The 20,118-nt window shown below is 66.7% G+C and carries 25 protein-coding genes and 2 pseudogenes; 8 read left to right on the plus strand and 19 right to left on the minus strand.

Features of this window, described 5'->3' with window-relative positions:
- The first annotated feature begins 343 nt into the window (after nucleotides 1–343).
- Both FGW37_RS05115 and FGW37_RS05120 read left to right on the plus strand, forming a co-directional pair.
- Complete coding sequence (locus FGW37_RS05115) at nucleotides 344–2,869, plus strand: heavy metal translocating P-type ATPase (RefSeq protein ID WP_179079967.1); 2,526 nt, start codon at nucleotides 344–346, stop codon at nucleotides 2,867–2,869.
- Nucleotides 2,866–3,345, plus strand: coding sequence for a copper chaperone PCu(A)C (locus FGW37_RS05120; RefSeq protein ID WP_179079968.1), 480 nt, complete (start codon nucleotides 2,866–2,868; stop codon nucleotides 3,343–3,345). The genes FGW37_RS05115 and FGW37_RS05120 overlap by 4 nt, the downstream gene beginning before the upstream one ends.
- 128 nt (nucleotides 3,346–3,473) lie before the next feature.
- Here the strand turns inward: FGW37_RS05120 and FGW37_RS05125 are convergent, their stop codons facing one another.
- Complete coding sequence (locus FGW37_RS05125; RefSeq protein WP_168094537.1) at nucleotides 3,474–4,049, minus strand: sigma-70 family RNA polymerase sigma factor; 576 nt, start codon at nucleotides 4,047–4,049, stop codon at nucleotides 3,474–3,476.
- Between the two features lie 118 nt (nucleotides 4,050–4,167).
- On the opposite strand from FGW37_RS05125, the gene FGW37_RS05130 reads away from it, so the two are divergent.
- Entirely contained in the window at nucleotides 4,168–4,347 is a 180-nt protein-coding gene (locus FGW37_RS05130) for a zf-HC2 domain-containing protein (RefSeq protein ID WP_179079969.1), read from the plus strand.
- A 218-nt stretch (nucleotides 4,348–4,565) separates the two neighbouring features.
- Here the strand turns inward: FGW37_RS05130 and FGW37_RS05135 are convergent, their stop codons facing one another.
- Both FGW37_RS05135 and FGW37_RS05140 read right to left on the minus strand, forming a co-directional pair.
- A complete protein-coding gene (locus FGW37_RS05135) occupies nucleotides 4,566–5,264 on the minus strand; it encodes a hypothetical protein (protein ID WP_246430275.1) in 699 nt (232 codons plus the stop codon).
- A gap of 371 nt (nucleotides 5,265–5,635) precedes the next feature.
- Complete coding sequence (locus FGW37_RS05140; RefSeq protein WP_179079971.1) at nucleotides 5,636–5,920, minus strand: holin; 285 nt, start codon at nucleotides 5,918–5,920, stop codon at nucleotides 5,636–5,638.
- Nucleotides 5,921–6,066: 146 nt separating this feature from the next.
- Here FGW37_RS05140 and FGW37_RS05145 point away from each other — a divergent pair, with 146 nt between their 5' ends.
- From FGW37_RS05145 to FGW37_RS05155, 3 genes and pseudogenes are all read left to right on the plus strand, one after another.
- Nucleotides 6,067–7,374, plus strand: a complete 1,308-nt coding sequence (locus FGW37_RS05145; protein ID WP_179084519.1) for a helix-turn-helix domain-containing protein — start codon at nucleotides 6,067–6,069, stop codon at nucleotides 7,372–7,374.
- Between the two features lie 86 nt (nucleotides 7,375–7,460).
- Nucleotides 7,461–8,867 (plus strand): annotated as a pseudogene (locus FGW37_RS05150) (aldehyde dehydrogenase family protein); the annotation flags it as partial.
- A 67-nt stretch (nucleotides 8,868–8,934) separates the two neighbouring features.
- Nucleotides 8,935–10,455 (plus strand): recombinase family protein, encoded by a 1,521-nt coding sequence (locus FGW37_RS05155; RefSeq protein WP_179079972.1) that lies wholly within the window; start codon nucleotides 8,935–8,937, stop codon nucleotides 10,453–10,455.
- Between the two features lie 228 nt (nucleotides 10,456–10,683).
- Here FGW37_RS05155 and FGW37_RS05160 read toward each other — a convergent pair whose 3' ends face one another.
- The 16 genes and pseudogenes from FGW37_RS05160 to FGW37_RS05235 form a co-directional block, all read right to left on the minus strand.
- A complete protein-coding gene (locus FGW37_RS05160; RefSeq protein WP_179079973.1) occupies nucleotides 10,684–10,893 on the minus strand; it encodes a hypothetical protein in 210 nt (69 codons plus the stop codon).
- 35 nt (nucleotides 10,894–10,928) lie between these two features.
- Nucleotides 10,929–11,162, minus strand: a complete 234-nt coding sequence (locus tag FGW37_RS05165; RefSeq protein ID WP_179079974.1) for a hypothetical protein — start codon at nucleotides 11,160–11,162, stop codon at nucleotides 10,929–10,931.
- The gene (locus FGW37_RS05170; RefSeq protein WP_179079975.1) at nucleotides 11,159–11,719 is read right to left on the minus strand and encodes a hypothetical protein; all 561 of its coding nucleotides are present in this window, start codon (nucleotides 11,717–11,719) and stop codon (nucleotides 11,159–11,161) included. Before FGW37_RS05170 ends, FGW37_RS05165 begins: the two co-directional genes overlap by 4 nt.
- The gene (locus tag FGW37_RS05175) at nucleotides 11,716–12,447 is read right to left on the minus strand and encodes a hypothetical protein (protein WP_179079976.1); all 732 of its coding nucleotides are present in this window, start codon (nucleotides 12,445–12,447) and stop codon (nucleotides 11,716–11,718) included. Before FGW37_RS05175 ends, FGW37_RS05170 begins: the two co-directional genes overlap by 4 nt.
- 106 nt (nucleotides 12,448–12,553) lie before the next feature.
- On the minus strand, nucleotides 12,554–13,072 hold the full coding sequence (locus FGW37_RS05180; RefSeq protein WP_179079977.1) for a DUF3310 domain-containing protein: 519 nt from the start codon (nucleotides 13,070–13,072) through the stop codon (nucleotides 12,554–12,556).
- On the minus strand, nucleotides 13,069–13,743 hold the full coding sequence (locus tag FGW37_RS05185) for a toprim domain-containing protein (protein WP_246430276.1): 675 nt from the start codon (nucleotides 13,741–13,743) through the stop codon (nucleotides 13,069–13,071). The genes FGW37_RS05180 and FGW37_RS05185 overlap by 4 nt, the downstream gene beginning before the upstream one ends.
- Before the next feature lie 31 nt (nucleotides 13,744–13,774).
- Nucleotides 13,775–14,023 (minus strand): annotated as a pseudogene (locus tag FGW37_RS34085) (CHC2 zinc finger domain-containing protein); the annotation flags it as partial.
- Nucleotides 13,929–14,339 (minus strand): hypothetical protein, encoded by a 411-nt coding sequence (locus FGW37_RS05195; protein ID WP_179079980.1) that lies wholly within the window; start codon nucleotides 14,337–14,339, stop codon nucleotides 13,929–13,931. The gene FGW37_RS05195 and the pseudogene FGW37_RS34085, both read right to left, overlap by 95 nt.
- Nucleotides 14,332–15,069, minus strand: coding sequence for an AAA family ATPase (locus FGW37_RS05200; RefSeq protein WP_218650571.1), 738 nt, complete (start codon nucleotides 15,067–15,069; stop codon nucleotides 14,332–14,334). Before FGW37_RS05200 ends, FGW37_RS05195 begins: the two co-directional genes overlap by 8 nt.
- A gap of 122 nt (nucleotides 15,070–15,191) precedes the next feature.
- The gene (locus FGW37_RS05205; RefSeq protein ID WP_179079982.1) at nucleotides 15,192–15,731 is read right to left on the minus strand and encodes a hypothetical protein; all 540 of its coding nucleotides are present in this window, start codon (nucleotides 15,729–15,731) and stop codon (nucleotides 15,192–15,194) included.
- Between the two features lie 27 nt (nucleotides 15,732–15,758).
- The gene (locus FGW37_RS05210; protein WP_179079983.1) at nucleotides 15,759–15,908 is read right to left on the minus strand and encodes a hypothetical protein; all 150 of its coding nucleotides are present in this window, start codon (nucleotides 15,906–15,908) and stop codon (nucleotides 15,759–15,761) included.
- A 44-nt stretch (nucleotides 15,909–15,952) separates the two neighbouring features.
- Nucleotides 15,953–16,822, minus strand: coding sequence for a RecB family exonuclease (locus FGW37_RS05215; RefSeq protein WP_343067036.1), 870 nt, complete (start codon nucleotides 16,820–16,822; stop codon nucleotides 15,953–15,955).
- Complete coding sequence (locus FGW37_RS05220; protein ID WP_179079985.1) at nucleotides 16,755–17,048, minus strand: hypothetical protein; 294 nt, start codon at nucleotides 17,046–17,048, stop codon at nucleotides 16,755–16,757. Before FGW37_RS05220 ends, FGW37_RS05215 begins: the two co-directional genes overlap by 68 nt.
- A gap of 150 nt (nucleotides 17,049–17,198) precedes the next feature.
- Nucleotides 17,199–17,603, minus strand: coding sequence for a hypothetical protein (locus FGW37_RS05225; RefSeq protein ID WP_179079986.1), 405 nt, complete (start codon nucleotides 17,601–17,603; stop codon nucleotides 17,199–17,201).
- A 143-nt stretch (nucleotides 17,604–17,746) separates the two neighbouring features.
- Entirely contained in the window at nucleotides 17,747–18,196 is a 450-nt protein-coding gene (locus tag FGW37_RS05230; protein ID WP_179079987.1) for a hypothetical protein, read from the minus strand.
- A gap of 167 nt (nucleotides 18,197–18,363) precedes the next feature.
- Nucleotides 18,364–18,786 (minus strand): hypothetical protein, encoded by a 423-nt coding sequence (locus tag FGW37_RS05235; protein WP_179079988.1) that lies wholly within the window; start codon nucleotides 18,784–18,786, stop codon nucleotides 18,364–18,366.
- 760 nt (nucleotides 18,787–19,546) lie between these two features.
- Here FGW37_RS05235 and FGW37_RS34090 point away from each other — a divergent pair.
- Together FGW37_RS34090 and FGW37_RS33820 are read left to right on the plus strand one after the other, a co-directional pair.
- Entirely contained in the window at nucleotides 19,547–19,894 is a 348-nt protein-coding gene (locus FGW37_RS34090) for an HNH endonuclease (protein ID WP_179079989.1), read from the plus strand.
- A gap of 70 nt (nucleotides 19,895–19,964) precedes the next feature.
- Nucleotides 19,965–20,099: a hypothetical protein gene (locus tag FGW37_RS33820; RefSeq protein WP_281394708.1), complete on the plus strand. Its 135-nt coding sequence runs from the start codon at nucleotides 19,965–19,967 to the stop codon at nucleotides 20,097–20,099.
- Nucleotides 20,100–20,118: the final 19 nt, after the last annotated feature.

Consider the following 20,118-nt stretch of genomic DNA (forward strand, 5'->3'; position numbering starts at 1 on the left):
CGCGCCGGGAGCGGGCGGAAGGCGGCCGAAGCGGCCCTGCAGCGTGCCACGATGCGGAGATGACCGCTCGTCGCCCCCTCCCTCCATCCGCAAGTCCATCCGGGAGTTCGTCCGGAAGCGCGTACGGCAGTCCGTACGCGACTCTGATCGGTTTCGTCCTGCTCCTGGCCGCCCTCTTCGGCGTGGCGTACGCCGTCGGTGCGGCCGCCGGCCCGGCGGCTCCCGGGATACACCGCACCGGTGGATCCGGGTCGGGATCGGGATCGGGCTCGGGTTCCGGCGGAGGGATGGGCGGCATGGATGGCATGAACGGCATGAACGGTATGCACGGCATGGGTGGACGATGAGCACAACGACCGGCACCACGACCGAGACCGCGACCACCGAACTGATCGTCGGCGGCATGACCTGCGCCGCCTGCGTGGCACGCGTGGAGAAGAAGCTCGGCAGGCTCGACGGCGTGAGCGCGACCGTCAACCTGGCCACCGGCCGGGCCCGCGTCTCCCACCCCGCCGAGGTCACCCCCGCCGAGCTGATGGCGGTCGTCGAGGGCGCCGGCTTCACGGCGGCGCTGCCCGAGCCCGACCCCGCACCGGGGGCCGAGGGGGGCAAGGAAGGCAAGGAAGGCAAGGAGGGCGAGGCGGCCACGGGCGCCCTGACCCGGCTGCTGATCACGGCCGTGCTGTCCCTCCCCGTTCTGGTCCTGTCCATGGCCCCCGGCCTGCAGTTCCGCAACTGGCAGTGGCTGTGCTTCGTCCTCGCGACGCCGGTCGCCGTCTGGGGTGCGTGGCCCTTCCACGAACGCGCGCTGCGCGGGCTGCGGCACTCCGCCGCGACGATGGACACGCTCGTCTCGCTCGGCGTCATCGCCTCCTACTCCTGGTCCGCGTACGCCCTCTTCTTCGGCGGCGCCGGACGGCCGGACATGAGGATGCCGTTCACGCTGGTGCCCTCCATGACGGTCGGTACGGCGGACGTCTACCTCGAAGCGGTCGTGGGCGTGCCCCTGTTCGTGCTGATCGGCAGGCTGCTGGAGGCCCGGGCCCGGCACAGCACGGGCTCGGCGCTGCGGGCCCTCGCCTCGCTCGCCGCGAAGGACGTACTCGTGCGGGCGGCGGACGGTACGGAGCGACGGGTGCCGATCGAGCAGCTGCGCGTCGGCGACCGCTTCGTCGTACGACCCGGTGAGCGCGTCGCGACCGACGGCGTCGTCGTCGCGGGCAGTTCGGCACTCGACCTCTCCCTGGTGACGGGCGAGAGCGCGCCCGTGGAGGCCGGGCCGGGCACGTCCGTCGTCGGTGGCGCCGTCAACTCCGGCGGGCTGCTGGAGGTACGGGCCGAGGCGGTCGGCGCCGACACCCGGCTCGCCCGCATCGCCAAGCTGGTGGAGGAAGCGCAGGCGGGCAAGGCGAAGGCGCAGCGTGTAGCCGACGCCGTCGCCGGGGTCTTCGTACCGGCCGTGCTGGCCGTCGCCGTGACGGTCCTCGGCTTCTGGCTCGGCGCCGGCGCCTCGACGCAGGCGGCCGTCACCGCCGCGGTGGCCGTCCTCGTCGTCGCCTGCCCCTGCGCGCTCGGCCTGGCCACGCCCACGGCCCTGCTGGCGGCCACGGGCCGCGGCGCCGGCCTGGGCATCCTGGTCAGCGGGCCGCAGGCGCTGGAAGGGCTGCGGCGCGTGGACACGGTCGTCCTGGACAAGACGGGGACCCTGACGACGGGTTCGATGACGGTGACGGGCGTGACGGCCCGCCCCGGCGGCATCGGCGAGGCCGCGGCACTGCGGCTGGCCGCGGCGGCGGAGCAGGGGTCGGAGCATCCGGTGGGCCGGGCGGTGTGCGCGTATGCAGCAGGCGCGCCGGGCGCGGGGGACGCCGCAGATCCCGCAGATCCCGCAGATCCTGTAGTGCAGCTTCCGGAGGTCACGGATTTCACGGCGACCCCGGGCAAGGGCGTCTCCGGGCGGGTCGAGGGGCGGCTGGTGGAGGTCGTCCGCCCGGACACGGCGGGCGAGCGGGCGCCGCGCACGGCGCGCACTCCGCGTACTCCGCGTGCGAAGGGTGGCCGCACCGCCGCGACGGCGTCCCCGCTCCCCGAGGCGCTGGCCTCTGCCGTGCGCGACGCCGAGCGGGACGGGCGCACCGCGGTCCTGGTCCGCGTGGACGGCACGCCGGAAGCGGTGATCGTCCTGGGTGACACCGTGCGCTCCGGTTCCTACCGCGCCGTCGACCACCTCAAGCGGCTCGGCCTGCGGCCCGTCCTCGCGACGGGCGACAGCGAGGGCGCAGCGCGCGCCGTCGCCGCGGAGCTCGGCATCACCGAGGTCCACGCGCGGGCCACGCCCGAGGAGAAGGCGGAGCTCGTACGGGAGCTGCGCGCCCAGGGGCGCCGGGTGGCGGTCATCGGCGACGGCGTCAACGACACGGCTGCTCTGGCCGGCGCGGACCTCGGCATCGCGATGGGCGGCGGTACGGACGCGGCCATCGGCGCCGCGGACGTCACGCTGGTCCGCGAGGACATGGGCGCCCTGGCGGACGCCGTCCGCCTGGCCCGGCGCACGTCGGCGACGGTGCGCACCAACCTCGCCTGGGCGTTCGGCTACAACCTCGTCACGCTGCCGCTGGCGGCGGTGGGACTGCTGAGCCCGATGGTCGCGGCCGCGGCGATGTCCGTCAGCTCGGTACTGGTCGTCGCGAACAGCCTGCGGCTGCGGGGCTGGCAGCCGGTGCCGTCGCGAGCGTCGGCGGGACGGCGTCCGCACGGTAGGCCTGCATCCTCTTTCTCCACCAGATCTTCTGTTTCCACTTCCACCGGACCTTCTGTTTCCACCGGCGGGCGCCCCGGCGCCGCCCCGGCCCCGCGGGGTGACGCATGAACTTCTCCGGACTCACCGCTGCGGGGCGCGCCGCGCTCGTCCCCGTCCTGGCGTGCGCCGTGACCCTCGGCGGGCTCGGCGCCTGGACCGCCTCGGGTGCGGCGGGCCGGCCCCCGGCCGTCACGGTCGAGGACGCGCGCGTGCTGCTGCCGCTCGGCAGGGACGACACAGCCGCGTTCTTCCGGGTACGGAACGACGGCGACGTGGACGACGAGCTCGTCGGCGTCGACGCGCCGACGGCCGGCGGTGCGATGCTCAGCCGCACCGTGGTCAAGAAGGGTGCGGGCACCATGCAGATGGTGCGGTCGGTGACGGTGCCGGCCGGCGGCACGCTGGAGATGTCCCCGCACGGCCTGGACGTCATGATCTCGGCCCCGCCGCGGCTGAAGCTCGGCGACCGGCTGCCCGTCGTCCTGAAGTTCCGTGGGGCGGGTGCGGTGCAGGTGGAGGCGGAGGTCGTCCGGCCGGGGAGCTGAGGGGGCTCGAAGGCTCGCTCATGGACTCGCTCGTGGAAAGGGGCCGGGAGGCCGGGCAGGACGCCCGGCCTCCCGGCCCCTTCTCGCGTGGTGCTTGGTCTTGATGGTGCTTGGTGCTTGGTGTGTGCCTACGCCGCGACCGGTATGCGCACGGCGTCCCGCTCGGCCGTCTCCAGCTGGCAGATCAGTGCCTCGCGAGCCCGCGCCACGCGTGACCGCACCGTACCGATGGGACAGCCGGCGACGACGGCCGCCTCCGCATACGGCAGGCCGAGCATCTGGGTCAGCACGAACGCCTCGCGGCGCTCGTAGGGCAGGCGGTCCAGCAGCTGCGAGAGCGCGACGCCCTCGTCGAAGCCGGGCAGCTGGGCCGTCTGGGCCCGCTCGGCGGCCGACTGCCAGTCGTCCGTGTCGGACAGGCGGGGGCGGGCGGCGTTGAAGCGCAGCCGGTCGACGACCGTGCGCCGGGCGATGGACAGCAGCCACGTACGGGCGGAGGAGCGGCCCTCGAAGCGCTCCAGCGAGCGCAGGGCCCGCAGGTACGTCTCCTGAACGAGGTCGTCCGCGCCCTGCGGGTCGTTGCTGAGGCGGGCCACGTAACGGCGTACGTCGCTCTGCGTCGCGCGGATGAAGCGCTCGACGGCGTCGGCGTCACCGCTGCGGGCTGCGAGCGCCCAGGTGGTCACGGCTTCGTCGTCACGCACGGCGGCCTCCCACGCGGGAGGGGACGCGGAGGGCGAGGGACCGGGGGGTGATGCACCGGGGGGTGATGCACCGGGGGGTGATGCACCGGGCAAAAGCGGCACCGGGGACGATGGCAGGGTGCAGCACTGCAGTGAATTCCGTACCGCCATATCCGCCAGCGTCGACGGCGAGGACCTGCCGCCGGGCGTGACCGGCGCGGCCCTCGACGCGCATGTGCGCGGATGCGCCGAGTGCCACGCGTGGGGCGAGCGGGCACGCCGGCTGAGAGTTCTCGCGGCGGGACTGGGCATGGACTGAGGAAACGACGGGGGATTCGGCTGAGGAAACAGCCGCGGCAACGGCTGAGGAAACAGCCGGGGCAACGGCCGGACAAGCAGCTGGGATCGCGGGGACGGCGTGCCGGCGTGGCACGACCCGCGTTCGGGCAGGGGTCATCGCCCTGTGTCCTTCCTGGAATCCGGGCAGCCCGAGGAGCGGGCGGGCCCGGTGACGTGGTTCGGCGCGGGAGGTCGCCGTCAGCCGAAGGCGACGGCGACGCGGGCCGGTGGACCACGTGTGGCGAGGACGTGCGCGTACAGCAGCTGCCGCAGGCGCTGCGCGGCGCGGCTCCGGTCGGCGCGGATGCGCGGCGGGCCGGAGGGCGCCGCCCCCGTGCGGAAGAGAGCGAGGAACGGGGTGAAGAGGCTGCTGCGCAGGGTGCGGGCGAGCCGGAAGGCCGCCTGTTCGCCGCCGGCGAGCCAGATGCCGCAGACGACGGCGACGAGGACGTGCGCGGACCACATGCCGAGCGCGCCGTGACCGGCGTGCATGGACATGGAGTGGCCTGCCATGTCACCCATGGAGCTCATGTCCATGGAACCCATGCCCGTGGAGCCCATGCCCATACCCATGGAACCGGTGGATCCCGATCCCATGTCCATGGGCATGTCACCCATGGAAGACATGTCACCCATGGAAGGCATGGCCGCCATGGAGTGCCCGGCGGGCATGTCCATCGGCATGCCGGGATCCAGCCCCAGGCGGGCGGCCCGCGCCGCGTTCACGACGACGTTCTGGGCAAGGCCGAAGAAGAAGTGCAGCCCGGTCTGGGCGCCGACCGTGGCGAGCGTGATCAGCAACGGGCCGCGCTCGCGTCCCGCCAGGAACCACGCCCCGCTGCCCGTACCGCACAGCGCGACGGCGACGGCCCACCAGGGGACGGTCGTCCCGGACATGACCGCGTGGCCCAGGGCAGCGAGCAGCACACAGACCGCTGCGAACACTGCGGCTCGCAGCGCTCGCGGTCCCTGTTCCGGCTGCGGCCCTGCTCTCATGACGACCACATCGTTGCACCCGCGCCGCGCGACGCGACGGCGGGGTACGCGCAGACGCCCGTACGACCCCCCGCTCGGGCGCACGGGCCCGCCCCGTACCGTCCGCCCGGCGGTACGAGGCGGTGGGTCGCCGGCTCGGGGGAAGGACCGACGGCCCGGGTCCCGTCGCTCCATTGGGACTCGCAGAATCGAGTCAAGCGCGCGCCGGGCGGGCGCGGGAACGTGTGTGAAGGGGCGATCGCGGGTGCGCAGCTCACACCCCGTGTGAACGATCAGCCTCCGGCGCGCGGCTTGCGCGTGCGCGTACGGCTGCCACTGCCGCTGCCACTGCCACTCCCACTGCGGTCCGGCAGCCAGGCGGCGCTGCCCTTCTCACCGAAGCGGGTGCCTATCGCGCCCTTGATGACGGAGAGGGCGGCCGGCAGGGAGGCTATGGCCGCGGCCTTGAGTGCGGAGACGTCCGTGAGGTCGAACCCGTCGGCGAGGAGGAGACCGAGGAAGGTGGTGATGTAGGCGGCAGCGGTGCGCTCGAGGACGTCGAGCAGAACTTTGGGCATGGCTGTTTCTTCGTCTCTTCCGTTCGTGTCCGATGGGTAAGGGAAGCGTCGTGGCGGGACGGCCCGCGCCGCAAGCCCCGTAGGGCTCGGAAGGACTCGGAGGGCGGAGGATCCACGTGGTCGATGTAGCCAATCCCTGGCCGGCGATGGCGGGCGGCGGCGACCCGGACGAGCGGAGCCGTACGGTCCGCGGGGCGCACGAGGAGTTCGTGACCGGGGGGAGGATGAGCGCGCAGGTCCGGGCGGTGGTCGCCGACTCGTGGCGGCGGTCGGCGGCCGCGCTGCCCGCGGCGGACTTCCTCGCGCCGGTCGAGCTGACCGGCGCGGCGCTGGAGGAGTACCGCGGGGCGCACCCGCTGGCGTCCGTGATGCCGCTCTTCAGGGAGCTGCTGGGCACGATCGCGGACGACGGGGCACACCTGCTGGCGGTCTGCGACGCGTCGGGACGGATGCTGTGGGTCGAGGGGCACCGGGGTGTACGGAGCCGGGCCGAGGCCATGAACTTCGTCGCGGGTGCCCGCTGGGACGAGCGGCACGCGGGCACGAACGCGCCCGGTACGGCGCTCGCGCTGGACCACGCCGTGCAGATCTTCGCCACCGAGCACTACAACCGTGCGGTCCAGCCCTGGACGTGTGCGGCGGCGCCGGTGCACGACCCGCGGACCGGCCGGCTGCTGGGCGCGGTGGACCTGACGGGTGGCGACCATCTGGCGGCGCCGCACAGCCTGGCGCTGGTGCGGGCGACGGCACTGGCGGCAGAGGCGAGACTGGCGCAGGAGGAGGACCGAGGGACGGGAAAGGGAGAGGGGAAGGGGAATGCGTATGCCCACCGCCTGACGGCACTCGGCCAGGACGAAGCAGTACTGACGACGGCGGACGGTGGCCGAATACGCCTGGGAAGACGGCACAGCGAGATCGTGGTGCTGCTGGCCGGGCACCCCGAGGGGCTGACGGGGGATCAGCTGGCGGCGGCGCTGTACGGGGACCGCCCGGTGCCGCCGGTGACGCTACGGGCCGAGCTGTCGCGCCTGCGGCGGCTGGTGGGGCCGCTGCTGGCCTCCCGCCCGTACCGGCTGCACGAACCGGTCGAGACGGACTTCGCCCGCGTGGAGCGCGAGCTGGAGGCGGGTGACGTACGCGGCGCGCTGCGTGCGTACGGCGGCCCGCTGCTGCCCTCGTCGGAGGCGCCGGGGGTGTGCCGGGTACGGCGGCTGGTGGAGGCGCGGCTGCGGCGGGCGGTGCTGAGCGGCGGGGACGCGTGGGCGCTGCAGCTGTGGGCGGACAGCCGGTGGGGCGAGGAGGACCTGGAGGTGTGGGAGAGGCTGCTGGCGGCGCTGCCGGTGAGTGCGCCGCAGCGGGCGGGGGTGGCGGAGGAGGCGAGGAGGTTACGGGAGGCGTACGCGCCGGTCCTGCGCACGGGCGGCGCAACGTCGGCGCAACGTCCGCGGCTCTAGCCTCGCCGGGTCGCCGCCCGTCCCGGAAGGGAGGGCAGCGAACCGGAACCCCGGCATCCCAAGAACGGGAAGGGAAGGCGCCCCTCATGCCTCGCTACTCGAACCCCGGCTCCCCCGGCGCGGTGGTCTCGTACCGCCCGCGGTACGACCACTGGATCGGAGGCGAGTACGTACCGCCGAAGCAGGGCGGCTACTTCGAGAACCCGACGCCGGTGACCGGCATGCCCTTCACCGAGATCGCCCGGGGCACGGCGGAGGACGTCGAGCGCGCGCTGGACGCGGCGCACGCGGCGGCGCCGGCGTGGGGCCGCACCTCACCGGCCGAGCGGGCGGCCGTGCTGAACCGCATAGCGGACCGCATGGAGCAGCACCTGGAGACGCTGGCGGTCGCGGAGTCGTGGGAGAACGGCAAGCCGGTCCGCGAGACCCTCGCCGCGGACATCCCGCTGGCGATCGACCACTTCCGCTACTTCGCGGGCGCGATCCGCGCCCAGGAGGGCAGCCTCTCGGAAATCGACGAGGACACCGTCGCGTACCACTTCCACGAGCCCTTGGGCGTGGTGGCCCAGATCATCCCGTGGAACTTCCCGATCCTGATGGCGGCGTGGAAACTGGCGCCGGCCCTGGCCACGGGCAACGCGGTGGTCCTCAAGCCGGCGGAACAGACCCCGGCCTCGATCCACATCTGGCTGGACCTGGTGGCCGACCTCATCCCCCCGGGCGTGGTCAACGTCGTCAACGGCTTCGGCGTGGAGGCGGGCAAGCCGCTGGCGGCCAGCCCGCGCGTGGCCAAGATCTCCTTCACCGGGGAGACGACCACGGGCCGCCTGATCATGCAGTACGCGTCGGAGAACCTGAAGCCGGTCACCCTCGAACTCGGCGGCAAGAGCCCGAACATCTTCTTCGACGACGTCTCGGCGGCGGACGACGACTTCCTCGACAAGGCCCTCGAAGGCTTCACCATGTTCGCCCTCAACCAGGGCGAGGTCTGCACCTGCCCGTCCCGCGCCCTGGTCCAGCAGGGCCACTACGCGGCCTTCATGGAAGCCGCCGTGGCCCGCACCGAACGGATCCTCCCGGGCCACCCCCTCGACACCGCCACGATGATCGGCGCCCAGGCCTCCAACGACCAGCTCGAGAAGATCCTCTCCTACCTCGACATCGGCCGCCAGGAAGGCGCCCGCACCCTCACCGGCGGCCACCGCGCCGACCTCGGGGGCGACCTGGCCGGCGGCTACTACGTCCAGCCCACGATCCTCGAAGGCCGCAACGACATGCGCGTCTTCCAGGAAGAGATCTTCGGCCCGGTCGTAGCGGTAACCCCCTTCACCGACTTCGACGACGCCATCACCCTCGCCAACGACACCCTCTACGGCCTCGGCGCCGGCGTCTGGACCCGCAACGGCACCACGGCCTACCGAGCGGGCCGAGCCATCCAGGCGGGCCGCGTCTGGACGAACTGCTACCACGCCTACCCGGCCCATGCGGAGTTTGACACACGTCCGTACTCCAGGTCTACTGAGGCCCTACGAAGATCACTGGGGACGAAGGGGCGGGGACGTGACGATCGTCGTCAAGCCGTTGGGCGGCTACTGCCGCATCTCAGATGCCGACTTGGCAGACATCCGCCGTGCGCTGCGCAACGGAGACATCACCGCGGAGGAGGCTGCGGAGATGGAGCGCTGGGGGGTACTCAAGCAGCGTGAAGATCTGACGACACTGGCCGAGCGCTACGAGCGGCCGGTGCTTTTCTATGAGGACAACAACCTCTCCGCCTTCAAGCGGAACATCATCCGCCCCGACTTCAAGAGGATTCTCCGGGACCTGAAGCTTGGCACCCTAGACGGCATCCTCACTCCGGATATAGACCGGTTCGCGCGGCAGCCGAAGGACCTTGAGAAGGCCATCGACATTTACGAGGACTCCAAGCGCCACCTTATTTTTGACACTCTGTCAGGACAGAACTTCGACCTCTCCACCGCTGACGGCCGCTTCAGCGCCCGACTGTTCGTCAACATCGCCAACAAGTCATCCGAAGACACTTCCAGGCGCATCAAGCGAGACAACGCCGCCAAGGCCAAAAAGGGCATCTACCACGGCGGCACCCATGCGTTCGGGTGGTGCATAGACGACCGCCGGAAGCTCGATCCGAAGGACGCAAAGCGCGTCGAGCACGCCGTTGACGGGTTCATGGCAGGCGACAAAATCTCAACCATCTGGGAAGAGTGGTACGAGGCCGGAGTCGTCAACCCGAACACCGGTGAACCCTTCACATGGGCTGGCGTCAAAACGATCATCTTCCGCCCTCGAAACTTCGGCATCCGCATATACCAGGACGAGGCGCAGATCGACGCGGATGGCAACTATGTGATGGGCGACTGGGAATCAATCTTCACGAACGAAGATGGCACTCCAGACATCGACAAGTACGAGCGGCTCATGGCCATGAAGACGCAACCCGAGACAGCTCCCCAGGAAAAGTCAACAGTCAAGTACCTGCTTTCTCGAATCGTGCGCTGTGGCCGATGCGGGTACCCCATGGTAGGCAAGCCGGTATGGGTGCGTGGGAAGAAGACGGCTAGCTTCGCCTACAACTGCAATAGGACCAACAGCAGCCCGGAAGCCTGCGGAAAGATGGGGGCTTCAGGGCCGCGAGTAGACGAACTCATCCAAGAGCTGGTATGGGCACAAGTCGTAGCAGCCAGTAAGGAGCGCCGCATCCCCCAGGAGGAAAAGCCCTGGGAGAAGGAAGGCGAGCTGCAAGACGTCGAGGAGCAGATCAAAGAGCTCAAGGAACTGTGGGAACAGAAGAGGGTTCGCGCCGCGTCCTATGTGACTGCGCTCGATGACCTTGAGGGTCGGCGGACTCAACTCAAAGCCGAGCGCGCAGTCAAGACGTACACGCCCGCTATCCGCACGATCACACCCGAGTTGCTGAAGGCCGGTTGGGACGGAATCAGCATTGAGCGTCAAAGGGTGATCATTCGCAGCGTGTTGAAGGCCGTCATTATCCACCCCTCCGAGGGCGGCCGTGGAGGCAAGTTCGACCCAAGTCGAGTGGAACCGGTCTTCGCGGAATAGCAAAAAGGCCCCCACCTGCCAGGTGGGGGCCTTCACGTGTCACTTGAGCTTCAGCAACACCAAGATGTGGTCCACAGTGTCCTCATCCAGCGCCGGAGCCCGCTCCATCCATCGGCGCAGCCACTCTTCCTTAGTGACAGCCGTAGCCCGGTCCATATCGAACCCCCCTGACGATTGCAACGGACCGGCGACACAGGCCGGCCGGGGACGTTATCCGGCGGGTTGCTCCTACTCCAGTTCACCCGCCCCAGAGGCGAGGCGCCAGAAGTCGGCAGCCATCCCTTCAGCAAGGTCCGGGGAAAGTCCAGATTCGATTGCCAGCGCCCGAACCGCGGCGGCGTGTCGCACGATGCTCTTGGCAATCTCGGCTGCCTCATTGATGACGTTTGCCGAAATCTGGTCTTTCAGGTTGTTCATGATCTCTTCGAACTCGTCCACACGTTTTCCTTTCAACTAACATCGTCGAGTCACAACTATCGGTGCGAGATTGAACCCATGCCCTCGACCGCGGGGGCACGCATGGCGGCAGTGAGCATGGCGACCAGGGCTTGCAGGTCTTCGCGATTCAGGGCGAAGTCGGCCGTCCCGCCGTTTCCTCGATAGGTGACGCTCACCATCCCGTTGGGGTCCGCGTCGTAGGTGACGTGCAGGCTGGTGGGGTGTTCACCGAGGACGTCGCGGGCGTACGCCTTAGTTGTTTCAATCATGCGACCACCTCCACCTTGGCGGCGCCGGTGATGTTGGCCTTGTTGAGGGTGTCGGCCAGGGCCTGGACGGCTCGGCTGAGCTTGACGCGCTCGGCGCTGGTGAGGTCGTGTCCCAGGAGGTAGGTCTTCTCAATGACGCTCCGCTGGCCGTCACTGAGTGAGCCCATGGCTTCGTCGATATCCCAGATCGCCACGGCGATGCTCTTGTTATCGATGTCGTCGTGGTGGGCGTCCTCGCGGGCCGGCATGGCGTTGCGGGCCTGCTCGGTGTAGTACGCGTGGGTGAGGATCTTGCGTACGTCGTCGGTGCTGTAGAGGAATTCGGCGGCGTGGTAGGCGTATCGCCGGCGCTCGGCCTTGCAGTATCGGTTACCCATCCGGATGAAGATGTTGATGAGGCCGCTTCGCCCGTAGTTGGTGAGGTCGGGCTTCTCGCTGGCGAGCCGGAGAAGGATCTCCTGCTCGATGTCGTCGGGCTCGGTGTAGGCCCGGTGGATCCGGTGAAGCCTGGCGGCCGCAACCTTGGCGGCCTCGGTGGCGAGGTCCCAGTCGATCACTTATAGAGGTTCCCTTCGAAGACGAACGACCCGTCGGAGCGGACGGAAATCGGCGTGGGTGTGACCTGGCTGCCGGCGACGTAGAAGAAGCCGAAGCCCATCTGCCAGTTGGCGGCGCCGGACTTGAGATAGCTGGCCTTGCGGATGTCCATGAGGTGTCCGACTTCGAGGCCGTAGGTGGTGCTGGTCTTGCCGGCGTATCCGACCGTGTGGGATTCGAGGCCCAGGCGGTGGGTATGGCCCATCACCACGTTCTTGCCGACCTTGTTCCTGGCAGCGTTAAGCGCTGTGCGCCCGGGGATCGGTGAGAGGTTGAAGCCGAGGTGGCCGTGTGTGGCGACCCAGCCGGGCGCAAAGTCGTAGAAGTCGGGGACGTATGACACGCCATAGTCGTCGAGCTGGAGGAGCGCGTCCTCCCGATACTGATCGGCATCGTCATCGATGGCCGGGGCGCGATCCTTGACGTAGTGGTACGGCCGCTCGCCATGGTTGGAGCCGAGGAGCGTGTACGGCCCGTCATAGCGCTTACGGAAGGGCTCCAGGTGATGCCGGCGCGCGTACGCCGCCTCCTGCCTGACGCTCATGCCGTACTCGGCTCGTTTGCCTGCGGACCAGCGGCCGGAAGAGGTGTAGTCGTTGAGGTCACCGATGTTGATGACTTCGCTCGGCTGGTAGTCCTCGATGAGGTTGAGGACGTTTCGGTGTGCCTTCTTGTGTTCCAGGGGCATTTGGAGGTCGGACACTATGAGGACGGTTCGCATGGTTCTCCTAGTGGCCCGGACCAGCAGTCCGGGCCGTCGAGCCACAACTATCAGGCGTTGAAAGAACTCTACGTCAGCGGGTGACGTCGAGCCGGGCAAGCTCCTGCACGAGGTAGTCGAGGGCCTTGAGGAGGTCGGTGGTGGGGTCGTCGGTCTTGCGGCCAGCGCGCGAGACGTACTTGACGACATTGCCCAAGTTGAAACTCAGATGCTCGGCAATATCCCGAACCTCGGCACCACGGGAGAAGCTGATGTAGTGGCTGGGGTGCGTCACTTCCCGGCCTTCCGGAAGCCCCACGAGGATCGCTCGTGCACTGTCGATGAGGGCATGAGAGTTGCCCTCCGCCGCCTCGGGCTCACCAGTCGAGGAGCCGTGGGGGCTATTGGTCGACAACTCCTCTTCCGGTACGGCTTCGAGCTCGTATTCCGCGAAACACAGGGGGCCGCTCGGAAACTTGACCTCGTAGGGGTAGGGAAGGGTATCCGCGTCGGTTACTGAAGTGATGACGCCCACTTGACCGAGGTAGACGGCGCTGGCCGGGCTGGCGGTTTCCGGCACGACTCGCACACGGTCACCGATGTCATAAGTCATGCGAAGGTCGCCCTTTCGACTAGGGACTCTGCTCCTGCTGTCATGTAGTAGCTGTTTACGTCGCGCCCATGGGGCATAGCGATGGCTCGCGCGTTACTCATCTCCGTACAGAGCATGTCGCCCATCTCGGAGCCTTGGCCGTTGTCGTCGGCATCCGTGAGAACGATGACTTCGTGGTATCCATCGAAGTGCCGGCGGAAGCGCTTCTGCCAGTTCTGCACTCCCCCGACTCCCACAGCGGGTATGCCGGCCTGCCATGCGGTCATGGTGTCGATCTCACCCTCACAGATGGCGATGCGGTCGGCGTGACGGGTGAGGGCAACGAGGTTGTACAGCTTGGCCTTGTCGCCGGGCTCGCGCTGGTACTTGTCGCTATGGACCGACTTGCATTCGATGCCGGCAAGAGGGTGCTCGATGCAGCGGAAGCGGATGGCAACGACTCCTTGCGCGTTAATGTAGGGAATCGCGAGGCGTCCGGCGTATCTTTCGTGTCCCGGTAGGGGCTCCTCCACGACGCCGAGTTGAAAGAATCGACTGGTGTCCCACGAGAGGCCTCTCAGTGTCGAAAGGTACTCGCCGGCTGCCGCGGACCCCGCCGCCTGGTCGTGATACGCCTTCGCTGCGGAAGTCAAAAAGTCGATCCGCGACTTCGAGGGCAGTTGGAAAGTCACAAGATTCTTCCTCCATGATGACCCAGAATGAATCCCCCGCCGCGTCGCAGGCGAAGCACTTGAAGTAACTCAGATCCGTGTTAACCGTGGCTGACGGTGAGCTGTCGCCGTGGAAGGGACAGCGGACTGACTCCCATCCACCGGTTCGCCGGCAGTCCCAATCGCTGTAGTAGTGGTGGATGACCTCAGCTATGTTCGGCTTCTCGTTCGGCTCCATCCCTGCCTCCGTAGTAGGACTTGAGGAGCCTCTTGGCGAAGCTCCCAGGGAAGACCCACGCATTGCTGTCCCGGCCAGCGCCGTGACGCTTGTAGACGACGCATAGCTCATCGCCCGTTCCGCCGTTCACGGCCTGGTCAATAGCCTCGTCCAGGTGCTTCCACATCTGGACGCGTTCGACGGCCTTGCATTGGCAGGTGGCGGGTATGTCGCCGATGTCGCCGCGGTCCTTCGAGCCGTAGATGGCTCCGTTGCGTTTGGCGCCGGCAAACCCGATCTCCTGCCAGTCCTCCACGGTGGCGTTTTCGTGGTTGCGGCCGCGAGCCTTGACCGCCCGCCCGTTGGGCTGCGCAAGCTTCCTCGGCTTGGGGTTAGCCACTGATGGACATCCTTTCCGGCTGCCAGTCGAGCTCAGCGAAGGTCATGCCGCTCGGGTCGGCCTTACCTCCTCGGTTCTTGACGATGCTGACGTTGAGCTTCAGGCCCTCGAACTCGCTGCCGGCCTTGTGGATGGTGAGGATCCCCTCTGGCACTCTGCCGATCTGCCCCTTGATGCCGGAGAGTGGGATGGGGTCCACGCCGTCGTTGTACGGGCCGGTCACGTGGTGGAGGCCTATGAGTGCGGCCCCGGTGGCTCGGGCCAGTTCGTGGAGGTAGTCAAGGATCTGCTCGAGGCCCTGGTGACCTTCCGCCGCGGTCTCGTCCACGATGTTGGTCACGTTGTCGATCACTACGGCATGGGGCCAGCCGTACAGGTCGGCGTACGCCTGAAGCTCCTCCTCGATCACATCGAGGGTGGGCGAGGCGTTGAAGTTCCACCGGATATGCGAGTGACCCTGAAGCACAGCATTCAGCGCCTCTGTGTTCCCGTCCGCGATGAGTTGTTCGACTTCGATCGTGGTGAAGCCGGTGGCGATGGCTCCGACGCGTACGTACTGAGTGAAGGCGTCGGAGTCGGCGGAGAAGTAGAAGGTAGGGACGCCGGCCTTGAAGACGAGGTTCGCCGTGAGCGCTGACTTTCCGGTCCCGGGGCCGGCCGCGATGAGGTGAAGCTGTCCCCTGCGGAAGTGGAAGCCGAGGTTGGCCAGGCCCTTGAAGACGGTCGGCATGGGTTCGCCGGCGCGACCGCGCTTGCTAAGGCCCTGTTGCAGTGTGAGCACTTGTCATGCCTTTGTGAGGGGTGCCGGGGCCGTGGCCCCGGCACCGTCGAACCACAACCTTCGGAACGCGCTTAGGCGTTCTGCCACGCAGAGGGCGCCTGCGGTGCGGGCTGCTGACCCCACACGGCCTGAGGTGCAACCGCCGCCGGCTGTGGCATCGGAGGAGCGGTGGGGGTCGGCTCGTCCGGCAGGACGGGCACGGCCGGCCGCTGATACGTCGCCGAGTACTCCTTGGGAGCCTTGAACTTAGGGTTGGTCTTACGCCCGTCCCGGACGTACGTCACGGTGAGCAGTCCGCCTTCCTCCAGGCCCCGGGCGCCGGCCTGGCGCACGGCATCGGCGACGGCCTTCTTCATCTGCCCCTTCACATAGATGCGGCGCATACCGTCGTCACCCTCAACGGCCGGGTCTACCTGGTCGGTCGCCATCGTGACGATCATCTGAAGCTTCGGCTCCCCGTTTGGCCACGTGAGAGGCTCGGAGGTGGTGAAGTCAGTCATCTGCTGGACCTTGGGCTTCCCGGATATGTAGCCGGTGACGGCGGAGCCGATCCTCTCGAACCGTGCAGCCTGGACGCCGGAGCCGCCCATGAGGAAGTCGTCTGCCTGCATGTCAGTCAATGTCTTCTCCTGTGTTCTTTAGCCGTTGGTGATGACGGTGGCGCCCAGATCACCGATGACGTATGCCGCCTCGGCCTGCTGGATGGTCTCCGCCATCAGGGATGCGACGCCGGCGAGCGCGCTCCACTGTGCGCCAACTTCCTGCCAGGTGGCTCCTCCGACGGTCACGACGTCACCGTTCGGCATTGTGTGAGCGATGGAGAGGGGGTGTGTCACTGCGATTCCTCCGACTGTCGAGCCACAACCTTCCCGCCAAAAATAAAGCACTGCCCCTTGAAGCCGCAGACACGGCAATGGTCACCAGGGTTCGCGAGGTACACGCCATTTCTCTCGGCTATGTCCATCTGCCTGTACTGATCAGCCAGCCATGCGGCGTCTACATTACCGAGCCAGTAAGGATCCGTGGGGGCAAGGTTCTTCCCCATCCAGTAGTCGCCATACTGAACGTCTACGTCGAACTGAATCTTCATGGCCATCTTGTAGAGGACGAGCTGAAGCGGGTCAGTCGGCAGCTTGGTACCTGTCTTGATGTCCCGAACCATGAGCCCAAGGTCGGGGTGCTCGATGATTTGATCGATGTACCCAAGGACGGGAACGCCATCCAGCTCGACGTTGAACTCAACCTCGACGGCAGGTTTGCCGTCCGGCAGGGACCAAACGGTCTCGCCGGACGACTTCACGTAATCGACATAGCCAACGACTTGGCGATGACCTTCGAGGTACCTGTCTTCGAGGTCCTTGGAGGGACGCTTGCGGCCGATGACCCGCCACCTGTTCACGTCTGGCTCGACCTTGAACATCTTCTCTTGCTCGTCAGCCCAGGCCGCCACGTAGGCATCCACGGCCTGCACCTTGGTCAGCGTGCGAGCCGACTTCTCGAACTGCTCGATCGCTGCATGCACCGCGGTGCCCTGCGCAAACCAAGCAGCCGGCGCCTGAGGAGTCCTCAGAACGCGCGAGTGCTCGTATTCATGCCCGCACCGCTTGTACTGACTGAACTGGCTGTGCGACCGCCTACGCGGCCGACTCATATTCGCCATGCGTCCCCTTCTCCCAATACTGGTACTGTTCAATGTGCGCATACCCACCGGGACATACGGCGGCGATTCTCTTGGTCCGCAAGTGCCGCGCAGACATGGGAATGTGGCTACGCCACTCCTGGCGCTCGTCTTCGCTGACGCAGGGGCAGGTCTGCGCGTAGTAGAAATGCCCGCCGCTCGTGATGAACTTGTCTACGCGGTTCACGACTTCCCCCGGTTTGCCGTGCATACCCTGGGCAGCAAAGATGCTGAATTGCGCCATCTTCACACTGACCCCCACAAGAACCCCCAGTATCTTAGTAGGTGCTTACTGCAAGCTCCCTGACGGCTTTTTACCACAAGGAACGATCTTCGTCCGGAGCATCATAGTTTGAGCCTCTGACACTGGATGTTCTAATTTTGTTACATGTGGCTATGGTCACAGGCTCCAAACCTTGCGCTGCTCCTGGGTCATGGGCTCATCGCCGTTCCAGACGATGGCGAATCCGCCATGCTCAGGCTCGCGCGGAATCCACTGCCAGCCGGTTCCGGGCAGGTAGATGGCGATGCGACCTCGCTCGTGCCACCTACGCCACACCGTGTAGCGCTTCTCCTGACCCTCTGTCAGTTCCTTGCCAAGCTTCTTGTACAGGTGGAACCGGGCGCCTTCAGCGACACGGCTACCGCTGTGTTCCGAGGGGACAGGGTGGGGGTAATACTCTTGGAGATCGAGGATTTTTTCCCTCAGAATCCCCATTTCACCCAATCGCTTGTGAACACCCTGCTGAGTCATGCCGACTTCGTCAGCGATTTCCTGAACCTCCATTCCCATGTCGAGGTACATGTGGCGAAGTACATCTGACTCGACCTTACGGTGTGCAGGCATACCTTTTCCCTCTGTGAGCAACGTGGAGTGGGAGGCGCGGGTTTTCGATCTTTTCGCCAGCATAAGCTAGCAAGACGAAGCGCGATCCACAACCTTCGCTCCTACCAGAGGAAGTCAGGTCCCCGAACCTGCGCTGAACCTGCGATTCCGCGATCGACAGGCATGATCGCTCCCACGAAGCTTGGGCCCACCTTGCACAAGACGGGTGTCGTCTCGTCACCTACGGCCATGTCCAGCATTGGCGAGGTGCCCTTGGTCGTCTTAACTTTGGCGAAACGGGCAAGTGTGGCCGGATCGAACGCAACCCGACCAGGGCATTCGCACAGCCGTGCGATTAGTTCGTCGCACGCCTCCCACAGTTCAGCTGGCGTCCCCTGGCGGCCGGCCGCGTCCATGATTGCGACGGCTGCGCCACCTCCGTAGGGGTAGCCCAACACGAGGCCGTCCCCCGGCTTTACCGACAGGCTGATCTCACCTTTTGCGGTACGTGCAGCCTTGTCCAGGGTCGCAAGGTCGTCCCTAGCGATCTCTATCACTACGGGATCCTTCACGCTCTCTCCGAGACGCACGGTAGCCCGCCCAACGGCGTATCCGTCCGTGGCAGTCAGCTCCAGAAGCCTCCCGCTCACCCTCAGCAGGGCCGTCTTATACCGGGAGCGAGCAGGCAGAAAAGCGTGAGCGTTAAAGCAAGCTCGCCCGAACTCATCTCCATCGAGAATCATCCGACACCACACACCCCTCGCTCGTACGCCTGATAGGGCGTCGAGAAGAAGGCGGAAAACATCTTCCCGTAAGCCAGGTCTCCCAAGCAGGCGTCGGTACGACCTCCGCCCTCTTCGCGGATCTTCATTGCCTCATCGATCAGGCCCCAAGCCAACCAGTCCCATTGAGTCTTGCCGTAGTGCAGGATCGCGGCCGCCAGGCCTGCCGTCGTGAAGTGAAGTCGACCGTCGATCTTCAACCTTCCCCAGTCGGGAAGCTCGCAGGCATCCTTGCGAACTCGCTCCAGGCCGGCCAGCTTGTAGACGGCCGGAGCCGGGAACATGCGGCGCCCTTCATGTGGGCGCCAGGAGAGCGTCTCGCCGCTACCAATGTCGATGCACTGCTCTACGTCGAACAGTGCCTCTACGGAGACTTTCAAAGCGCATCCCCCTGTCTCGTTCAGTGCCGGGCGGGAATCCCCGGTCAGACCGAGAACACCTCGACTCAGAGCGGCCAAGGCGCCTCGGTTTCGACTTGATGCGCGTATCTGCTGTTCAGTTATCAAGGCCCCCAGGGGGCTTCGTTCGCTCTGTTCGGTCTTTTGTCGACCTCCCGGCGAGGGCTACACATAACCACACCGCAACGAGAGGTGTCGAGTAACAACCTTCAATCGCGGGGCGTGACGGTGATCACAGTGAAGGTTGTGGTTCGACAGGGAATAACACGCCGACGCCGCAGCGTTTCCCTCGGCCCTTGATCGGCCAGGTTGCCCCAGCGAGCCGTCTTGGCAGGCGAGTTGACGTACCGTCAACCACATCGGCGGCCGACAGGCACACACACCGAGTGGAGTGACGGGCGTCACGTTGAGCGCGTGTTGCGGATCGATCCAGCTAACACCTTCTTACTTATTGAGAGAGCAAGTTGGTAAGTAACTAAGCAACTGAGCCATACATGGAGGCCCTTTAGGGCCTCCTAACAAAGTACTTAGTTAATCGCCTTGCTCGCTCAGTTGAGTTCCCTTTCGGCGCAAACAGTTCCCTGTCTGAGCACTTGACTCCAGGTAAGAGCTAGCCGAAAGGCCATCAGGCCCCGAGACCAGACAAGCAACTCTCGGGGCCTCAAGCTTCCCGGCCGGCGTTCATCACGCGCTTTGAGTTGTGCAGACTGCGCCGGCCGGGGCTTCTCCTTGGGGGTAGTCCATGCCACGGGCCAAGTCGATTTGCCTGGTAGCCGGCTGCACCAAGCCCACCACTGGATACGGCCGATGCGACGAACATCGACTTCCGCGCGACAAGTGGGGCAAGGTCAGCAAGAGAAACACCGAGCCCATCCCCGGATGGGCAAGGACCCGCCTGCATGTACTGCGGCGAGACCGATACGCCTGCTACCTGTGCGGCACAGCCGGAGCCATCGAGGTTGACCATGTCGTTCCGGTAGCGCGTGGCGGTAGCCACGAACTGACCAACCTTGCTGCTGTGTGCTCGCCTTGCCATCGACGCAAGACCGCTCGGGAAAGTAGAAGCGGCCCCGGATCCGTAATCCCATAAGAATTATCCGGGGCCTGTCGGCCACGCCATATCGGACCGACGAACCGAAATATTACCAGAGGAGACCCCCATGACACAGCGTGTTCCCAAGAAGGCGGCCCTCGCAAAGCTGGCTAAGACGAAGGGTGTTGCCCTCGCTGCGAAGGCTGCCGCGGTCGTCCCTGCCTCCAAGCGCAAGACGGCCACGAAGAAGCGCGGCAAGTAGCTGCACGCGCCCGTAGCTC

Source organism: Streptomyces rectiverticillatus, assembly GCF_013394065.1.
GTDB lineage: Bacteria > Actinomycetota > Actinomycetes > Streptomycetales > Streptomycetaceae > Streptomyces > Streptomyces rectiverticillatus.